14 protein-coding genes and 1 pseudogene are annotated in these 17,266 nt (G+C 49.2%); 8 read left to right on the plus strand and 7 right to left on the minus strand.

From position 1 onward, the window contains the following. Positions 1-2 precede the first annotated feature (2 nt). The 4 genes from PAV_RS02520 to PAV_RS02535 all read right to left on the minus strand — a co-directional run bounded on the left by PAV_RS02520 (position 3) and on the right by PAV_RS02535 (position 4,685). Complete coding sequence (locus PAV_RS02520; protein ID WP_005543295.1) at positions 3-1,499, minus strand: HAMP domain-containing sensor histidine kinase; 1,497 nt, start codon at positions 1,497-1,499, stop codon at positions 3-5. Then, on the minus strand, positions 1,496-2,203 hold the full coding sequence (locus PAV_RS02525) for a response regulator transcription factor (protein WP_005543296.1): 708 nt from the start codon (positions 2,201-2,203) through the stop codon (positions 1,496-1,498). The genes PAV_RS02520 and PAV_RS02525 overlap by 4 nt, the downstream gene beginning before the upstream one ends. 313 nt (positions 2,204-2,516) lie before the next feature. Continuing rightward, the gene (locus tag PAV_RS02530; RefSeq protein ID WP_005543297.1) at positions 2,517-3,620 is read right to left on the minus strand and encodes a D-alanine--D-alanine ligase; all 1,104 of its coding nucleotides are present in this window, start codon (positions 3,618-3,620) and stop codon (positions 2,517-2,519) included. A 60-nt stretch (positions 3,621-3,680) separates the two neighbouring features. Beyond that, positions 3,681-4,685, minus strand: coding sequence for an amidase domain-containing protein (locus PAV_RS02535; RefSeq protein ID WP_005543298.1), 1,005 nt, complete (start codon positions 4,683-4,685; stop codon positions 3,681-3,683). 324 nt (positions 4,686-5,009) lie between these two features. On the opposite strand from PAV_RS02535, the gene acnA reads away from it, so the two are divergent. The 4 genes and pseudogenes from acnA to PAV_RS02550 all read left to right on the plus strand — a co-directional run bounded on the left by acnA (position 5,010) and on the right by PAV_RS02550 (position 10,119). Further along, entirely contained in the window at positions 5,010-7,733 is a 2,724-nt protein-coding gene (acnA, locus tag PAV_RS02540) for an aconitate hydratase AcnA (protein ID WP_005543299.1), read from the plus strand. Between the two features lie 481 nt (positions 7,734-8,214). Beyond that, positions 8,215-8,825: pseudogene (locus PAV_RS02545) on the plus strand (flavin reductase family protein). A 209-nt stretch (positions 8,826-9,034) separates the two neighbouring features. After that, on the plus strand, positions 9,035-9,229 hold the full coding sequence (locus PAV_RS37120; protein ID WP_005543301.1) for a hypothetical protein: 195 nt from the start codon (positions 9,035-9,037) through the stop codon (positions 9,227-9,229). 17 nt (positions 9,230-9,246) lie between these two features. After that, positions 9,247-10,119, plus strand: a complete 873-nt coding sequence (locus tag PAV_RS02550) for a glycosyltransferase family 61 protein (protein WP_005543302.1) — start codon at positions 9,247-9,249, stop codon at positions 10,117-10,119. A gap of 272 nt (positions 10,120-10,391) precedes the next feature. Here PAV_RS02550 and PAV_RS02555 read toward each other — a convergent pair whose 3' ends face one another. Both PAV_RS02555 and PAV_RS02560 read right to left on the minus strand, forming a co-directional pair. Next, entirely contained in the window at positions 10,392-10,739 is a 348-nt protein-coding gene (locus tag PAV_RS02555; protein ID WP_005543303.1) for a hypothetical protein, read from the minus strand. Further along, complete coding sequence (locus PAV_RS02560) at positions 10,693-11,235, minus strand: S-layer homology domain-containing protein (RefSeq protein WP_005543304.1); 543 nt, start codon at positions 11,233-11,235, stop codon at positions 10,693-10,695. Before PAV_RS02560 ends, PAV_RS02555 begins: the two co-directional genes overlap by 47 nt. Positions 11,236-11,636: 401 nt before the next feature. On the opposite strand from PAV_RS02560, the gene PAV_RS02565 reads away from it, so the two are divergent. Continuing rightward, on the plus strand, positions 11,637-13,043 hold the full coding sequence (locus tag PAV_RS02565) for a hypothetical protein (RefSeq protein ID WP_005543305.1): 1,407 nt from the start codon (positions 11,637-11,639) through the stop codon (positions 13,041-13,043). Positions 13,044-13,179: 136 nt separating this feature from the next. Here the strand turns inward: PAV_RS02565 and PAV_RS02570 are convergent, their stop codons facing one another. Beyond that, positions 13,180-13,893: a nitrous oxide reductase accessory protein NosL gene (locus PAV_RS02570; RefSeq protein WP_005543306.1), complete on the minus strand. Its 714-nt coding sequence runs from the start codon at positions 13,891-13,893 to the stop codon at positions 13,180-13,182. Between the two features lie 211 nt (positions 13,894-14,104). Here PAV_RS02570 and PAV_RS02575 point away from each other — a divergent pair, with 211 nt between their 5' ends. From PAV_RS02575 to PAV_RS02585, 3 genes are read left to right on the plus strand one after another with little or no spacing between them, the layout of a single operon-like run. Further along, positions 14,105-15,091, plus strand: a complete 987-nt coding sequence (locus PAV_RS02575; RefSeq protein ID WP_005543307.1) for a YncE family protein — start codon at positions 14,105-14,107, stop codon at positions 15,089-15,091. Between the two features lie 18 nt (positions 15,092-15,109). Next, positions 15,110-15,787 (plus strand): response regulator transcription factor, encoded by a 678-nt coding sequence (locus tag PAV_RS02580; RefSeq protein ID WP_005543308.1) that lies wholly within the window; start codon positions 15,110-15,112, stop codon positions 15,785-15,787. Positions 15,788-15,791: 4 nt separating this feature from the next. Then, positions 15,792-17,195 carry a sensor histidine kinase gene (locus tag PAV_RS02585; protein WP_005543309.1) on the plus strand — a complete coding sequence of 468 codons (1,404 nt, stop codon included), beginning with the start codon at positions 15,792-15,794 and terminating at the stop codon, positions 17,193-17,195. Positions 17,196-17,266 lie beyond the last annotated feature (71 nt).

Below are 17,266 nucleotides of genomic sequence, written 5' to 3' on the forward strand. Positions count from 1 at the left end.
CTTCATCCTTCCTCTATTTCTGATTCCCGTTCGGACGAAAATCGACATGCTAACAACGTGCCATGCGGTGCGGCCGACCAAACGCCAATGCACCCGCCATGCCGCTCTGCAATCATGCTTGCGATACTAAGTCCGAGCCCCGATGATCCCCCAGTATGAGATTTTGTCCTTGCCCTGTCAGCCTGGTAAAATGGCTGGAACAGCTTCTCCAAATCCTGCGGCGCGATCGGCTCCCCTTCATTCTGAACGAGCAGCACTAATGAATTTCCTCGCCAAGCTTGTACACTGTCTGCAAATTCCGGGAACAACCATTCCGGCAATGCCTGATTCTCTGAAAAGGCCCCCAGCCAAATCCTCTGTTCGCACGGTGTATAACGTATGGCATTGCCCATCAGGTTATCTGTCAGCCGCACCATCTGCTTCGCATGGAACGGGTAGACACCCGACACCTCATTGCTCACTTCAAGATGAATGCTGCGCTGCGCGCATATCGCATCATAACCCGAAAACAGCATATCGAACAGTTCTTCTCCATCGACGAAAACACGCTCCTGCTCATTTCCTCTCTCTGAAGTACGAAGCGCTGTGTAGGTTGCCAAATCGTCCAGCATCTGTTGCATGTAGCCGATTTTGTCGAACATAATGTCGAAGTATTCCCGCTTCTCTTCCTCCGTTACCTGCTTGTCCTGCTGCAACGATTCTGCATACGCTCGAATCGAGGTAAGCGGCGTCTTCAAGTCATGGGACAACGATGCGATCATATAGTCCCGCTCCCGCTGTTCCGCAGCAATTTGCCCTCTGGCCTGCTCAATCTGCTCCTTCATGCCGTGAAAATGTGCGATCAAGGCCCCCATTTCGTCCTTTGTAGTGCGGCCCATATCGGGAACCGGTTCATTGCGGGCAAAGGCTGTCATTTGCCGCATCAGTTGCTTCATCGGCTGATTCAGCTTTCGCTGAATAACCACGAGCGCACCGCCATACAGGGCAATAAAGAACAGCACGGCACAGCCGATGACGGTATACGTGCGGTACTGGAAGGCATTAAGCCACTGTTCGCGCACCATCGTGATTTCATAGAACCCAATGAGGGTTCCTTTCTCGAACACCGGCTTTTTCACCATATACGTATCATGGCTTTGCTCCAGCTTGTACAGGTTCTCGTACAACTGCTCCGGATTAACACGGTATATAGAAGGAAGCAGCCTGTTCTCCATTGAAGTGAATACTTGAACACCATCTGCTCGATACAGCGTGATCTTAAGCGAGTGGCTTGCGGCTCTACTGACCGTTAGGAACTTATCCTGCGGCTGGATGTGATACAGCGAAGGTGATTCTATCACCTGCTCTACTTCACTTAGGCGCTTCATCACATCCATATATTCGGCTAGTCCCTTCGTCTCATCATAGGACTGCAGCAGCCCAAATAAAGCAGCGAATGCCACAAGGGGCAAAATCATAACGACAAGACAGGTGATCATCAGCCAATGAGTAATTTTCATGTGCACCGCTCACCAATGAATCGATAGCCCGTTCCCCATACCGTCTGTATATATGTGGGATTGCGCACGTCATCCCCGAGCTTCGTGCGCAGGCTCTTAATATGAACGGACACGGTATTGTTGCCTTCCGCATCTGCCTGCTTCCATACATGTTCATACAATTCCTTCTTCGTAAAGGCGCGCTGTGGATGATGAGCAAGAAGTACTAGAAGCGCCCATTCCTTGACTGTTAAGGCGATGGGCTGACCTCCCACGCTAGCGAGTTGCTGCTCTTCATCAATGGCGAGTCCGCCTTCGAAGGACAATCTGTTCGTTGAGACCTCAGACCCATCCGCGTACCGTTTGAATCTTCGCAGGTGCGAATCAATTCTAGCCGTAAGTTCGGACAGGCTGAACGGTTTTGTTACGTAATCATCTGCTCCGAGCTTCAAGCCCTGCACCTTTACCTCATCCTCAAGCCGGGCACTTAATATAAGAAGCGGAGCGTCGCTCGACAGCCGGATATTTTTACATAATGTGAACCCATCCATCTCCGGCAACATCAAGTCAACGATAGCCATGTCATACGCACCGCTGCGAAAGTCCTCCCAGCCCTCCAGTCCTGTGGAAGACCAAGTAACTTTGAACCCTTCCCGGCGCAAATGATCTCCAACAATTCTCGCGATTTCTCTATCATCTTCGACAAGTAATATGTTCGCTTTCATGTGTCCCTCGCTCCTTGTCTACATTATAGTTGTCTCTGTGCGCATTCTTTCGGATTTTATACTTTCTTTATAAGCGGTCCGAATTAGATGCTGACATAAATACCTGCGATCTCTTTTACTTTCGAGCAAAATAATAGATATAGCAGATCCAACTTTCGGTTCCTATTTCTGTAATTCTCTGATTTCCATTTCCAACCATAAGATATCCATACTTCCTATCATAAAAAATGGGCCCGCCCAGCAAGTAGATTCTCTACTTACAAGACAGCCCATTCGTATCTTCCTATAAATATGTTACATAAGTGCCGTATGCTTACACGTTCTCAAAATAAAGCTGCTGCTTTACCTCATAGCGTTCAAGCGCCAGTTGAATCAAGCGATCCAGCAGCGCACCGTACGCAAGCCCTGTTTCCTTCCACATGAGCGGATACATGCTGAACGGCGTAAAGCCTGGCATTGTATTTACTTCATTGATGAACACCTGCATATCTGAACGGCGTACAAAGAAGTCTACGCGAGACAAGCCGGAGCCATCTATCGCACGGAATGCGGTAACTGCCATCTCGCGAAGGCGATCCAACAGCTCTTCGTCCAGCGGCGCAGGAATGACAATTTGAGATTTGCCGTCGAGATACTTTGCCTTGTAATCGTAGAACTCACCCGAGGACACAATTTCCCCTGGCACGGATGCGTCTGCTTCGTCATTGCCAAGCACGCTTACTTCTACTTCGCGAGCATCTACGAACTCCTCTACAATAACCTTGCGGTCATAACGGAGCGCAACCTCAATCGCTTGTTGCAGCTCCACATCATTGCGCGCCTTCGAAATGCCTACCGACGAGCCCAGGTTAGCTGGCTTAATGAAGCATGGGAAGCCAAGCTCTGCTTCAATATTAGCCATAACATCAGTCTGATGATTCTTCCATTCACTGCGAATGAAATGGACATATTTGCACTGAGGCAAGCCCGCATGCGCAAATACCTGCTTCATCACGGCCTTATCCATACCAACAGATGATGCCAGTACGCCTGCGCCGACATAAGGTACGTTTGCCATTTCAAACAAACCTTGGATCGTGCCATCCTCTCCATTCGTTCCGTGAATCAGCGGGAACATGACGTCGATTCGCTGCTCCGCTATCCCATTGCGATCCACTCGAGCGAACAGCATTTCCATTGCATCCTTCGTGTGCCCAGCAGCCTCTTCTAATGTAAGTTCCGATTTATCGCTAAACGGTTGATGGCGCACTTCTCCTATGCGCCATTCCCCTACCTTCGTAATATAGAAAGGAATAATTTCATATTTCTCGTAATCCATTGCTCCCATAACGGCAAATGCCGTCGATAATGATACTTCGTGTTCTCCTGATTTGCCGCCGTACACCAAGCCGACGCGCATCTTCTGCTGTTGTCCCATAATTCCCTCCGTCAGCGCATCAAGCGCCTGTTGTCCCCCTACGCTGTCTTCATTGTCCTTTTATAAGGCATCGACAATATGAAGGAAGCGATATTGCGTCGCCTCTGTCCACGCGTAAGAATCCTGATAGTCCCAATAACGGTGGCGGCTATTTGTCGTATGTGCATTGATGAGCGGCATGCCGTTCACATCAAATGCGGTAACGATCGTTGTATGTTGGTAATGGCCGTTGCCATCCCAGTCATATGCGATAATATCGCCGAGCTGCAGCTCTGTTGGCTGTTCAACCAGTTCCGCCCGCAAACCAGTTCCACTATTCGCAAGCAAACGCTCCAGGCTGTTTGCAACTGCCCAGCTATAGCTCCAACCTTCTTGACCGTTGACCATCCCTTTATACCACCAGCCCGCTTCTCTTCTACCAGTATAGTTCATAGGCACTCCCCCTGCAAAGAGACATTGGGAGACATAATTGGTGCAATCGACCTCAAACGACAGAAAACGGGGATTGGGCTCATTCCACCACTGCTCTGCATATTGTACAGCCTTCTCCCGGCGATACGGAACTGATTTCTGAGGCCGCATATTACCTAACACATCACGATTTAATAAAGGTACAGAGCGGCTCTGCTTTTCGGCGTAACTTCTCGTCTCTACTAGTTCGCCTTCTACTTGATTGCCATGACGCTCATAGGCCGGTGTTTCTATACGAGTAATAATCCACCTGTCACCGTCACGGTTCAAAATTAACCGCTCGATATCGATTCGCTCATCGAATAAGGTCACGCCCTGCTGGTCATATTCGCGCTGGACATGAAACTCTAAATCAACAGCTACCTCTCCGTCGCCTTCATGCTTGCGCACAATCTTCGCCTTCGTCTCACTTTTCAGCGGTGTCGTTCCGCGTTCGCGATACCACAATTTCAATCTTCTAGCCCGCTCGCTTGCCTTCATGACATAATCCATATCTTCAATAGGAGCCTGAACTGCGTAATTCCGATCATCCACTTCAGATCGATTATGTTGATCTACATATAGGTACAGCGTATTCTTCCAATCTTGCCGCATGCTACTGCCTCCTTGTACGGGCGCGCCTCCGGCGGACAACCGTCCTTGAAAGCCGCGGTATATTGCTACCATTATATGCATCTATCACATCGCTCATGTCGTGAGGATATTTGAAGCAAAGAGCACGTACATTTAGGCATTTTTATGCAGAAAAACCTCTTTACGCTCATACGGGAACACGCTATACTGGAGATGTGAAGCAATTATGAAATTATGTTTCATCTGGTGAAACAGAAAGAAAACAACTACCTGTAATACCTACCAACATACTTTGATTCAGCATCACCAAGCAAGAGAACACAGAACCAAGAAGGAGGTTTCTCTATGGCAAGAACAGATGCTTTTTCTACAGCACGCGAGCTAACCGTCGGCAATCATTCCTACCGTTATTACAGCTTGGAGGCGTTCGAGGCGCAAGGCCACGATATTTCCCGCCTTCCATTTTCGATCAAGGTGCTGCTTGAAGCAGCCCTGCGCCAATTCGATGGCCGCGCCATTACGAAGGATCACGTGAACCAAATCGCCAATTGGGCAAATGGCCGTGATGAGAATAAAGAGATTCCATTCATTCCAGCACGTATCGTGCTTCAGGACTTCACGGGCGTACCAGTCGTTGTCGATCTTGCAGCGATGCGGGATACAGTGAAAAAAGCCGGTGGAGATCCGAAGCAAATTAACCCGCTTGTTCCGGTTGATCTCGTAATCGACCACTCTGTCATGGTTGATGCATTCGGCTCAAAGGATGCTCTCGAATATAACATGAACGTGGAATTTGAGCGCAATGAAGAGCGCTACCGCTTCCTTCGCTGGGCGCAAACCGCGTTCGACAACTTCCGTGCAGTACCGCCTGCAACAGGTATCGTTCACCAAGTTAACTTAGAATACTTGGCTTCCGTAGCTGCTACGAAGCAGGTCGATGGCGTTACCGAAGTATATCCTGACTCGCTCGTTGGCACAGACTCGCATACGACGATGATCAACGGTCTTGGCGTTGTAGGCTGGGGTGTCGGCGGTATTGAGGCAGAAGCTGGCATGCTCGGACAGCCGCTCTACTTCGTTACGCCAGAGGTAATCGGCTTCAAGCTGACAGGCAGCTTGGCGGAAGGCGCTACGGCGACTGACCTTGCGCTGACGGTTACCCAAATGCTGCGCAAGAAGGGCGTAGTCGGCAAGTTTGTTGAATTCTTCGGCCCAGGCCTTGGAAACATCAGTTTGGCCGACCGCGCAACTGTAGCGAACATGGCTCCAGAATACGGAGCAACGATCGGCTTCTTCCCAGTTGACCAAGAGACATTGAATTACATGAGATTGACTGGCCGCTCCGAAGAGCAAATCGAGCTCGTTAAGGCGTATTATACAGCTCAAGGATTATTCCGCACGGAGGCTACAGAAGATCCGGTGTTCACGGATGTCATTGAATTGGATCTCGGCTCGATCGTACCAAGCTTAGCAGGTCCAAAGCGCCCGCAGGATCGTGTGGAACTGACGAACATGAAGCAATCCTTCCTTGATATCGTGCGTACGCCGATTGATAAGGGCGGATATGGACTCAGCGACGAGAAAATCGAACAGCAAGTTACTGTTGCTCATCCGAACGGTGAGACAACACAACTGAAGACAGGTGCTGTTGTGATCGCGGCGATCACCAGCTGTACGAATACTTCCAACCCTAGCGTAATGATCGGCGCAGGACTTGTTGCGAAGAAGGCGGTAGAGCGCGGCTTGAAGAAGCCAGCTTACGTGAAGAGCAGCTTGACTCCTGGTTCGCTGGTCGTTACAGAATATTTGAACAAATCCGGCTTGATCGAGCCGCTCGAAGCGCTTGGCTTCCACGTTGCTGGCTACGGTTGCGCTACATGTATCGGTAACTCTGGTCCGCTTCCTGACGAGGTAAGCAAGGCGATCGCAGATGAAGATATGACCGTTGCAGCTGTCTTGTCCGGTAACCGCAACTTCGAGGGCCGTGTCCATGCACAGGTAAAGGCGAACTACCTTGCTTCTCCTCCGCTCGTTGTGGCATATGCACTCGCAGGTACAGTCAACATCGACCTTGCGAGCGAGCCACTCGGCTACGACAACAACAATGAGCCTGTATTCTTAAAGGATATTTGGCCTACATCTGAAGAAATTAAAGAAGCTGTTGCCCAAGCGATTTCGCCAGATATGTTCCGTGCCAAATACGAAAATGTATTTACGCAAAACGAACGCTGGAACTCCATTCCAGTTCCAGAAGGCGAATTGTATGAGTGGGATGAAAAGTCCACGTACATTCAGAATCCCCCGTTCTTCTCGAACCTCGGTTCTGAATTGAACGATATTGCAGATATCCGCGACGCGAAGGTATTGGCGCTGCTCGGCGATTCCGTAACAACTGACCATATTTCTCCAGCCGGCAATATTAAGGCAGACAGCCCAGCAGGAACATACTTGATCGATAACGGTGTTGCTCGTCAAGACTTCAACTCGTACGGTTCCCGCCGCGGCAACCACGAGGTCATGATGCGCGGTACATTCGCGAATATCCGCATCCGCAACCAGATTGCTCCAGGCACAGAGGGCGGCGTAACGAAGTACTTGCCTACGGATGAAGTCATGTCCATCTATGATGCTTCCATGAAGTATCAAGCGGAAGGGACGAACCTGATCGTTATTGCAGGTAAGGAATATGGTACAGGAAGCTCCCGTGACTGGGCTGCTAAGGGCACTTATTTGCTCGGCGCAAAAGCTGTTATCGCGGAAAGCTTCGAACGCATCCACCGTTCCAACCTTGTCGGTATGGGCGTGCTCCCGCTGCAATTCCAAGACGGAAACAGCTGGAAAACACTTGGCTTGACGGGAACAGAAACCTTCAGCATCGTTGGCTTGTCCAACAGCGTAGAGCCGGGACAAACCCTGCAAGTGCAGGCGACACGCGAAGACGGAACGCAATTCGAATTCCCGGTTACCGTTCGTCTCGACAGCATGGTTGATGTAGACTACTATCATAACGGTGGTATCCTGCAAACGGTGCTCCGCCAAATGATTGCGCAAGAACGCTCGCACGCATAACCATAAATAAGATCGGCCCAACATTGTAAATGAAAGAGCACCCCTTACAGCAATATTGGCAGGGCACCTTATGTGTTCATCCAATAAAGTGTAAGGGGTGCTTTTTAGTTCAAAGAAAAAAGAGAAGTATAACTCAACAATTTACGGCTGTAATGATGGTAATGAAAAGCTCAGCAATGGCAGCTTCAGCTATCTCCCTCTTCTGCAAGTTTTCTCTGTATGGAGAGCTGTTCACGTCTCAACTCCATCTGTTTTCTTTGAGAGTCACACACATCTAAACGCCGACCGAATCCGAAAGGAATCAACCTACGCCTTCTCGTTTCTATATAAACGTCAACCTGAGATTACTCTGTAGGAATCGTTAGGTCGATTCCGAGCGTTTCTTTCAAGCCTGCCGCCCCCGACTCCGTTATATGAATGGCCCTCGTATCCGGCAGCCTCTTTATCCAGCCCAGCTCCAGTATTCTTTCCGCATCAACCTATGGAAACGAGCAAACAAAAAATCGCAATAAAACACATTCAACCGAAAATCCTCTATTATGGAACACCCGTTATTTTATTAAGCACCTTAAATGAAGATGGAACTGTCAATATTAGCCCCCTGTCCTCCTCTTGGGCGTTAGGGAAATGCGTTGTGCTCGGAATCGGGCTAGAAAGCAAAGCAATTGAAAATCTACAGCGTCATCAAGAATGCGTCATCAATGTGCCAAGTCCTGATTTGTGGGGAAATGTCGAAAAGCTGGCGCCTTATACAGGAAAGCAGCAGGTTCCTGAATGGAAGCTGCCGGTAGGGTTTTCTTATTATAAGGATAAATACGAGGCAGGTGAACTGACGCCGATTGAGTCATTTGCCGTACAGCCTACACGCATTGTGGAATGCCCGATTCAAATTGAAGCACGGGTGAGACATATCCGTATCCCCGAGCATACTTCATTGTCGAGACGGAAGCTGTTCATGTGCATGCCCACCAGCATATCCTCATCGACGATAATCATATCGATCCTCGGAAATGGAGTCCTCTGATTTATAACTTCCGCCATTACTTCGGATTGAGTGCTGAGCTGGGTAAGACATACCGAGCAGAAACATAAATCAGCAAAAAAAGCCGCCGTACCGGAAAAGTAAGATCCTTTTTCCTGTCAGCGTATTTATCATTCCAAGTTGAACATGTATGTGAAAATTGTGCATCTTCCCCTTTGGAACTGCCCTCGCTGCCCCTTGTTCTTTTGCATACTCTATTCATAGAGTCTATTCACGGCATATTGCAACTGAAACAATCTGCAAAAGGAGGGCTGGAGTGATGAATATATTTCCGAATCAGACTTATAAACGAACCCGAGACTGGGCTGCCGGAACCGCTCTTAACCTTCAACAATTTCAAGAACGATATCGTGTGATTTATCCTAGTGAAACGATTATGCTGCCCCGCCCAAAGGAGTGGACACGCCTCGATGGGGATCTACCTGTCACTTTGATGAGGCATTCGTGGCAGTAATACCGGGAGGAAGGGTCATGACAGGGAGCGGTCACGTCGTAACCCCCGACCATTTCCGGCTTCAAGACGTTGAACTTCCCCCTTATCCTTACCCGTTCAATGAGCTTCCTGAGCCGCAATATACGCCAGAAACTGTAGCCACATTAATGTGGGGCTGGAATATTCCCGGCTATGCATATCACCAAGCTATTTTTGGGCATTGGTTTTTTGATTATTTGCCTCGCATTCATTTGCTGGAGCAGAGCGGAATCGCTATCGACAAGTATTTGGTTGGCCAACTGACGCATTCTTTCCAATATGAGTCGCTGCAAATGATCGGCTTTCCGATGGAAAAATTAATTCAAGTTGACCGCAACGATTTCCATTTGGTCGCAAACAAGCTGGTCGTGCCGGCCATCCCGTTCCTTATTGGCGGGTGTCCACGCTGGGCCAATCAATTTATTCTCACCCGTTTGAAAGATACTTCCATCGCTCCCCGTCCTGGCTATGAACGAATCTATGTCAGCCGCCAAGATGCATTCGCTCGTCACGTCATCAATGAAGAGGAAGTCATGCAGGTTTTGGCCGAGAAGGGCTTTGTCCGCATTGTGCTTACACCGCTGTCCACGGCGGAGAAGATTGCAATCTATTCATCCGCGCAAGTTATCGTCTCGCCGTTCGGAAGCGGAAGCATTAATACCGTGTTTTGTAATCCAGGCTCTACATTGATCGAACTGACGCCGATAACGGTTATGGATGGATACTTTTGGAAGATAAGCAATCATGCAGGGATGAATTACTATGAGGTTCTATGTGATATCGAGCAGCCGCCAAAACCGCTCGCTGGCTTTGATAATCTGATCGTCAACATCGACAAGCTAAAGCACGTGCTTCATATGGCAGGCATTTAAGTATCTAAGTATTTTAGTATTTAAGGCATGCCTGCCATATGGTGGGCCAAGATCCCAGTGAGGATTAGGGGCCAGCACAGGACAAGATCAATAAACGCAACATCCTTATCGATTACAAAAAAGAAAGCATTGCTTTATACCCACTGTGTGGAATGAAGCAATGCTTTCTCCTCTAATCGGCACCTTTCCGTTTCCGATCCTGAATCACTCATTAAAGAATGGGAACGGAAAAAACGTAATGCTATTAATCCGTAATTTCTACCACGACAACATTACCGCCAAACGGATCCAAGCGATATTGCCCTGAAGCCAAGCCCTGGGTTATGATCCCCGCCGCCATATACGTATGTATTTCCTTTGACCTTCACGTTGTTCAAATGAACATCGCCTTCACCAACTTGTTTGCCGATAATCAGGTCCCCGTCAATAACGGTGTTTTGCAGTGTTACTCCTGCCGCATTGATGAAAACCGTGCCTTTCAATTGCTGCTCTCCCGTTGTGGGACCGTGTACACCTTCCGCACCAATCCATGTGCCATAAGCATCGAAGACACGATCGAGCAGTGTAATTGCTTCAGAATCGCGTGATTCCTTGATTCGGGCGGAAGGAGCTATCTGCATATCCCTTCATCAGCCCTTGTTCGGTTACCGCGGCAACCGCCGCTTGCGCCCATGTCGCGATCCGCTTACTGTCCTTCCAAGGCAAGTTGCGCTCAGAGGATGCGAGCTTCATTATCGTTTGCAAGGACACTGCCGCCTCTAGGCGCGTTAATGTCTCTTGCGGTTTGAATTGCTTAGTGCCATGCCCTTTCATATAGCCTGCGTTGACAACTGCCGCTATATCTTGGGTGTACCATTTCTTCTCTGCCACATCGATAAAGCCCGGCTGCTTGCCTGGCTGTGGCTGGAACATGCGTCCTAGCAGCGCTGCCCACTCCGCTCGCGTCACCATTCGATTTGGGACAAAGGATTGCGCCTCATTGCCTTGCACAACACCGCGCTTGCTCCATTTTAGTGCCGTCTGCTGCGCCCAATGGCCTGACAAATCCGTGTACAATACCTTCGAATTGTCATTGTCCTCCTGAATGCCCCCCCATCCTACTATCCTTCGAGTCATTCATTGCCGCATGTGCCGGTGCAGCCATTGGTGAAGAGCAAGCTGCTGACTAGCAAGCTGGACAACCATGTTCTCCAATTGTCTTTCAATTCTTTCATCCCCTAACGTATATCTAAGCTGCTATATTAGTTCCAAATACTCATTTCATTCTTTTTTAACATTTATGAATAAGTATTTAGACCTTCTCACTCCGTACAGGAAGAGGTTCTTTAGATCTACCCCTTTTTGCCTTACTTGTTATTGGAAAGTAGATTGAAAATGTTAATATGATCGTTAAAATTTCAACCATTATCATGACCATATGATAGGTATTCGCATAGGATAAAACACATAATTCGAAGTGGCTTCACGCTTCCGAAATCTATGTTAACGCTTGCAATATTTTTTGGGGGGCGATTCCATTGGATGTCACGCTTGTCGGGATACACTGGTTGTATCTCTTGTTCATTGGGCTTATTATTGGCTTTCTCATCATGCGGAGGGATACAACAATCGTATGTATGGCGGGGATTTTCCTGCTGGGCTTGCTTGCGACTGCCTCAGTCAGCTCAGCGGTCAGCGGCATTTTCACCAGCTTCATTTATGCCATTAGAGAATTACTTGGCACCATTCTTATCATTTCTATTATTGTTGCGATGAGCCGCGTGCTTCTCGCATCCGGCATTAATGAAACAATGGTTTCACCGTTCACCAAGCTTATGCGCGGACCCGCGCTTGCCTACTGGACGGTCGGGATCGTTATGGTTGTCATCAGCACCTTCTTCTGGCCCTCTCCCGGCGTTGCCCTTATTGGCGCTGTCCTGCTGCCTGCCGCGATTCGCGTAGGGCTGCCGCCGCTAGCTGTAGCAATGGCTATGAACCTATTCGGTCACGGAATCGCGTTATCCGGTGACTTCATTATTCAGGGAGCTCCGAAGCTTACCGCCGATGCTGCCGCATTGCCGGTGAAAAGCATCCTTGAAGCAAGTGTCCCGCTCGTGCTCGTAATGGGAATTGCAACAACATTCGTTGCTTTCTGGATGATGCGCCGCGATATGGGACTCGGACGTCTGACTATGAGCACGGGAATCGCTAAAAACAACGACCGCAGCAGCTTCGAAGTGACCCGTATCCCCTTATCCCCTGTCGCAAAAATGATTTTAGCCATTCTTATTCCCCTCCTCTTCGTTATCGACCTCATCATGTTGTTCCAGCTAAATCTTCAGGGCGGGGAAGCAACTGCGCTTGTCGGCGGGACGGCTGCAATTATCCTCATCACGGTTACTCTACTTACGCATCGCTTGCAGGCATTAGAGCAGACGACCAGCTATTTGGTCGATGGCTTTCAGTTCGGCTTCAAGGTGTTTGGCCCCGTCATTCCGATTGCAGCCTTCTTCTATTTAGGCGACTCTGCCTTCTTCGAAATCTTCGGTAAAACCCTGCCCTCCGCTTCACACGGCATTGTGAACGATTTAGGGATTGCGCTTGCGCACAGTGTTCCTCTCCATCCGGCTGCCGGCGCAATTACGCTCACCATCGTTGGCGCAATTACAGGACTGGATGGCTCGGGATTTTCAGGCATCTCGCTCGCTGGCTCCATCGCAGCTCTATTCGGTACCGCCATTGGCGGCGGAACCGACACCCTGACTGCTCTTGGCCAAGTAGCTGCAATCTGGGTCGGAGGCGGAACACTCATCCCTTGGGCGCTCATTCCCGCTGCAGCTATATGCGGAGTCAGCCCATTCGAGCTGGCGCGCCGGAACCTCGTTCCGGTTATCATCGGTTTAACCGTGACGACATTTGTTGCGATGCTGCTGCTTTTCTTATAACAACAAGTCCCGCCTGCCACCACTTTACAGCAACGACAGGCGGGACTATATATATGTCTAATCCAGCATTATCTAGACTCTTTTCAGCGTATTCATTTCAATTATGCCTGACAGATTCCCAGTTTACTGTTCATCATCATTTATTGTGCTTATCCTCGCTTTTGTGTTTGCCATCCCCATTACTTCCATGATCCATTGACTTGTTCATACTGCCATTATGCATGCCGCCATTTTTCATTCTCTCTTTTCGCTTCAAATAGCGTTGGTGGGATATTTCATCAATTTCCTTCCACGTTGCTTCCTTGCCCTTTAGCGCTTGATTGTCCGACACGAACTTCTTTGCCGCGTCCTGTGTAGCGAACAACGCATAGCCATATTTCATCGGTGTCTTAATTTCCGCCTTTACCGGAGTTGAATCCTTCGCTGACACCCATTCCAAGGTACTATAATCTCTTACCCAGGATGCGGCCGGCTTCTCTTTCATATCTCGCTCATAATTCAATAAGCAGCCGACATCGTCAAAATAGAGATGCTGGCCATCTGCTGTCTGCATTTGCGCTGTAAACATCCCCATATCTTCTTCTCTCAAATAGATTTTCATTTGGCAAAAGGCGCATAAGTCCTCATGAGTTGGCTCCTCCGTATGTGGTGCAGCCAGCTCTTGCTTGGATTGTGTCTTATTTTCAGTTGATTGGCTAGCGAGTTCCTTCCCCGTATTCGAAATCGCTGCTCCTTCAACTGGTGCCGCAGCTTGTCCGCCCTTCTCTCCCGCATGGTCTGCACCGCCGCATCCAGCCAGCATACTCAGCATTATGATCGAACAAATAAAAATAGTTAACCCCTTTTTCATATAACACCCTCCACGATGGAATTCATTGACAAAACAAATGCTAGCAAGCAATTGTGAGGAGATTGTGAAGGAAGTGAAATGAATTGTTGAACTTTATGTTGCAATTTTCCAAAAAGAAGTACAAAACTTCATAGATTTGATCAGATTTTATGTCTAAAGCCGCTATAATGTTGCTATATTCCATTTTTTGAATAACAGGAGGAAGCGCCTTATGCGCCCTGCATCTCTCATACTCAAGCTGCTGCCTATGCTTGTGCCGCTCGCTCTTGCTTTTGTTCTTGCCGGGTGCGGCAAGGAGCATTTCCAGCCCGTAGAGCAGCAGCCTATTATCGCCAGCGCCAATGTGAAGGATCACAGTCTCACCTTCCTTGATCCTTCCCGTAATAAAGTGTCTGCAACCTGGCAGCTTGATTTTCCGCTAAGCGGCGCCCTATTCCTCGGACAAGATCAGTTACTTGTCTACGGCAAGCAAGCGGACAAGGCCCTTATTTATCAATTGTCTACAGGAAAGCAGATCAAGACGTGGAACGTAGGCAAAGGTGTGGCTAATGCGCTGCTGTCCCATTCGAAGCAGCTTGTCTATGTTGTCGATCAGCACCATAAATCCATTCGTGCTTTCCGCCTGGACGGCACGCTTGAGTACGAGGTGCCTGTCGGCAAGCAGCCCCTGCATATGTATGAAGCGAAGGACGGAAGCAGGCTGTACGTCATCAATTTTGATGATACGACAATGTCCATTATCGACACAAAATCACACAAGGTTGTACAAACTTTCGGCATTAATGAATCTTCAGCTGGCGGACTGCTCTTGGACGATCGACGTGAGCTGTGGGTTGGCGGCCACGGAACCGGAGCAGAGGTCGAGTCGGACATCCATGTGTACAACATGGATACTGGGTTGCTGATTCGACGCATCCCAGCTCCTTATATGCCCGTAAGCTTCGCTCAGACGAATACAGGCATATTTGCATTGAGCCACGGTTCCAATACGCTCCGCAAGTTCGATCGGAGCGCCGGCGCTGAGCTTGGCACGCTCAAAATTGGCGCCAATCCTTTTGAAATGAAGGCCATTGGCAGCTACTTATACGTCGCTAGCTATGACAGCAACGAAATCTATATTATCGATCCCGAGTCACTCACCGTCAGCTCAATCATTCCCGTGGGTCAGGGGCCATTCCAGATCCTGTCCAACTCATAAGCACAAGGAGGAGCAAGCATGAACCAAACTCGATTGCTCATCATTGATGATGAAGATGATATGAGAGCACTCGTGCAAATGTACTTAAAGAACTCCGGATTTGAGGTGCATCAGGCCGCGAACGGCGAGGAAGCACTGGAAGTCCTGTCTGCCATGCCCATCGATCTAATTGTTGCCGATGTCATGATGCCGGTACTCGATGGCTTTACGCTCTGTCTGAACATACGCCAGTCCTCTAACGTCCCGATCGTCTTCTTGACCGCAAGAGGAGAAGAATGGGATCGCGTCTATGGCCTAAAGATCGGCGCCGACGATTATATCGTAAAGCCGTTCAGTCCAAGCGAACTGATAGCACGTATCGACGCGGTTCTGCGCAGAGTGCACCGGGAATCCGCAGAAGACAAAACGGTTCAACAGTACGGCCAGATCGAAATTAATGAACGAGGAAGAACAGTGAAGGTATGCGGCGAACCCTTATCTCTTACCTTGAAAGAATTTGAGCTGCTGCTCTTCTTATGCCGCCACCGTGGACAGGCACTCAGCCGTGAGCAGCTTCTGGAGCACGTGTGGGGCATCGATTACGAGGGCAGTGTTAGAACTGTAGATACGCATATCAAAACACTGCGCATTAAGCTCGGCAATGTGGGGGAATTCATTCAAACGATGTGGGGCATCGGATATAAACTTGAGGTGTAAACGCATGAAGCAGCTTACCTTAGCACAGAAAATGTGGCTTATTGTGTGCGCGGCGATTATCGGAACCGTGTCTTTTTCGTATGCGCTCACTCACTATTTCTATGAAAAATACTATGTCGAAAAGGTAGACGAGGGACTGCGGCTGGAAGGGCTGCGCCTTGCAAGCAACTATAGCGGCGGAGAAGTAACCGCCAAGCTGCGCGATCAGATTGATTGGTACAACAAGATGTCAGACTCGGAGGTGTTTCTTGTCACGAATCCTCGTGAGTTAAGCGCCTGCCTTCCTTTTGAAATTGAATACGACTCTCTCATCAGCGAGCAGGATCGCCAGCAGCTCCTTCAGGGAAAACCCGTTACCAAATCGGGGTTCGAGGAACGATTCGGCCGTACGATTTTATCTGTCAGCATCCCGCTTCTGGACGAGAATCGCCTACAGGGCATTTTGTTCCTGTACATCCCGCTTGCAACCATTACAGAGATGAATAAGGAACTGACCAGTATTTTCATTCCGATCACCGTCTGCTTCGTGCTCCTGTCTCTTGTGCTGGGCAGAACATTAATCAATCGCATCACGCAGCCTCTTCGCCGCTTGGAGGCTGCCGCCCATGAGATGGCTCTCGGCAATTATGAGCAGCGCGTTCCAATTACGACACATGACGAAATCGGCAAGGTGGGACAAGCCTTCAATCAGATGGCGTGCGCTGTTGCCCAGGAGGATAATCGAAAGAAAGAGTTTCTCGCAAACGTATCCCATGAGCTGCGAACGCCGATCAGCTATGTGAAGGGTTACAGCGAAGCGATTCTCGATGGGGTTGTAGAATCCGTGCAAGACCAGCGCAGCTATCTTGGACTGATCCATCGTGAAGCTGGCCGCATGCAGCGGCTGGTTCATGATCTGCTAGAGCTGGCCAAGCTGGAGAACAATGCCTATCCGCTTGCCATCACCCATCTTGTGTATGCACAACTTATTGAGGACGTGCTGATGACATACAGGCCCTACCTGTCCCAGCAGCAAATTACACTGGCAACTGAGCTTGATCCGGAGCTTATCATTGAGGCCGACCAAAATCGAATTGAACAGGTTCTCCATAACCTGCTGGACAATGCCATAAGGTATACGCCTAAGCACGGGACAATCAGCATCGGATTGCGTGCAACCTCGAACACCCATTGTGAGCTGAGCATTAGCGATACCGGCATTGGCATTGCCCCTGAACATCTGCCTCACATAAGCGAGCCGTTCTATCGAGCCAATAAGGCGCGAACCCGCAAGGACGGCGGTACTGGTCTGGGGCTTGCCATCGTGTCTAATATTGTCGCTATGCATGGCGGCACGCTGGCTTTGCACAGCATCGAGCATGAGGGCACGACCGCGACGATTGCACTGCCGCGATACAGAGAGACATGAAGACTTGCGGGTTGTCATGCTCCGTTCACACATTCTTTCATCTTTTCACACAATTGTGTCGTAATGTAGGA

It is taken from the genome of Paenibacillus alvei DSM 29 (genome assembly GCF_000293805.1).
GTDB lineage: Bacteria > Bacillota > Bacilli > Paenibacillales > Paenibacillaceae > Paenibacillus_B > Paenibacillus_B alvei.

Coding starts and splice junctions, on each gene's coding strand:
- PAV_RS02520 (WP_005543295.1), bottom strand. CDS start 1,499: ATGAAAATTACTCATTGGCTGATGATCACCTGTCTTGTCGTTATGATT.
- PAV_RS02525 (WP_005543296.1), bottom strand. CDS start 2,203: ATGAAAGCGAACATATTACTTGTCGAAGATGATAGAGAAATCGCGAGA.
- PAV_RS02530 (WP_005543297.1), bottom strand. CDS start 3,620: ATGGGACAACAGCAGAAGATGCGCGTCGGCTTGGTGTACGGCGGCAAA.
- PAV_RS02535 (WP_005543298.1), bottom strand. CDS start 4,685: ATGCGGCAAGATTGGAAGAATACGCTGTACCTATATGTAGATCAACAT.
- acnA (WP_005543299.1), top strand. CDS start 5,010: ATGGCAAGAACAGATGCTTTTTCTACAGCACGCGAGCTAACCGTCGGC.
- PAV_RS37120 (WP_005543301.1), top strand. CDS start 9,035: ATGAATATATTTCCGAATCAGACTTATAAACGAACCCGAGACTGGGCT.
- PAV_RS02550 (WP_005543302.1), top strand. CDS start 9,247: ATGACAGGGAGCGGTCACGTCGTAACCCCCGACCATTTCCGGCTTCAA.
- PAV_RS02555 (WP_005543303.1), bottom strand. CDS start 10,739: ATGCAGATAGCTCCTTCCGCCCGAATCAAGGAATCACGCGATTCTGAA.
- PAV_RS02560 (WP_005543304.1), bottom strand. CDS start 11,235: ATGACTCGAAGGATAGTAGGATGGGGGGGCATTCAGGAGGACAATGAC.
- PAV_RS02570 (WP_005543306.1), bottom strand. CDS start 13,893: ATGAAAAAGGGGTTAACTATTTTTATTTGTTCGATCATAATGCTGAGT.
- PAV_RS02575 (WP_005543307.1), top strand. CDS start 14,105: ATGCGCCCTGCATCTCTCATACTCAAGCTGCTGCCTATGCTTGTGCCG.
- PAV_RS02580 (WP_005543308.1), top strand. CDS start 15,110: ATGAACCAAACTCGATTGCTCATCATTGATGATGAAGATGATATGAGA.
- PAV_RS02585 (WP_005543309.1), top strand. CDS start 15,792: ATGAAGCAGCTTACCTTAGCACAGAAAATGTGGCTTATTGTGTGCGCG.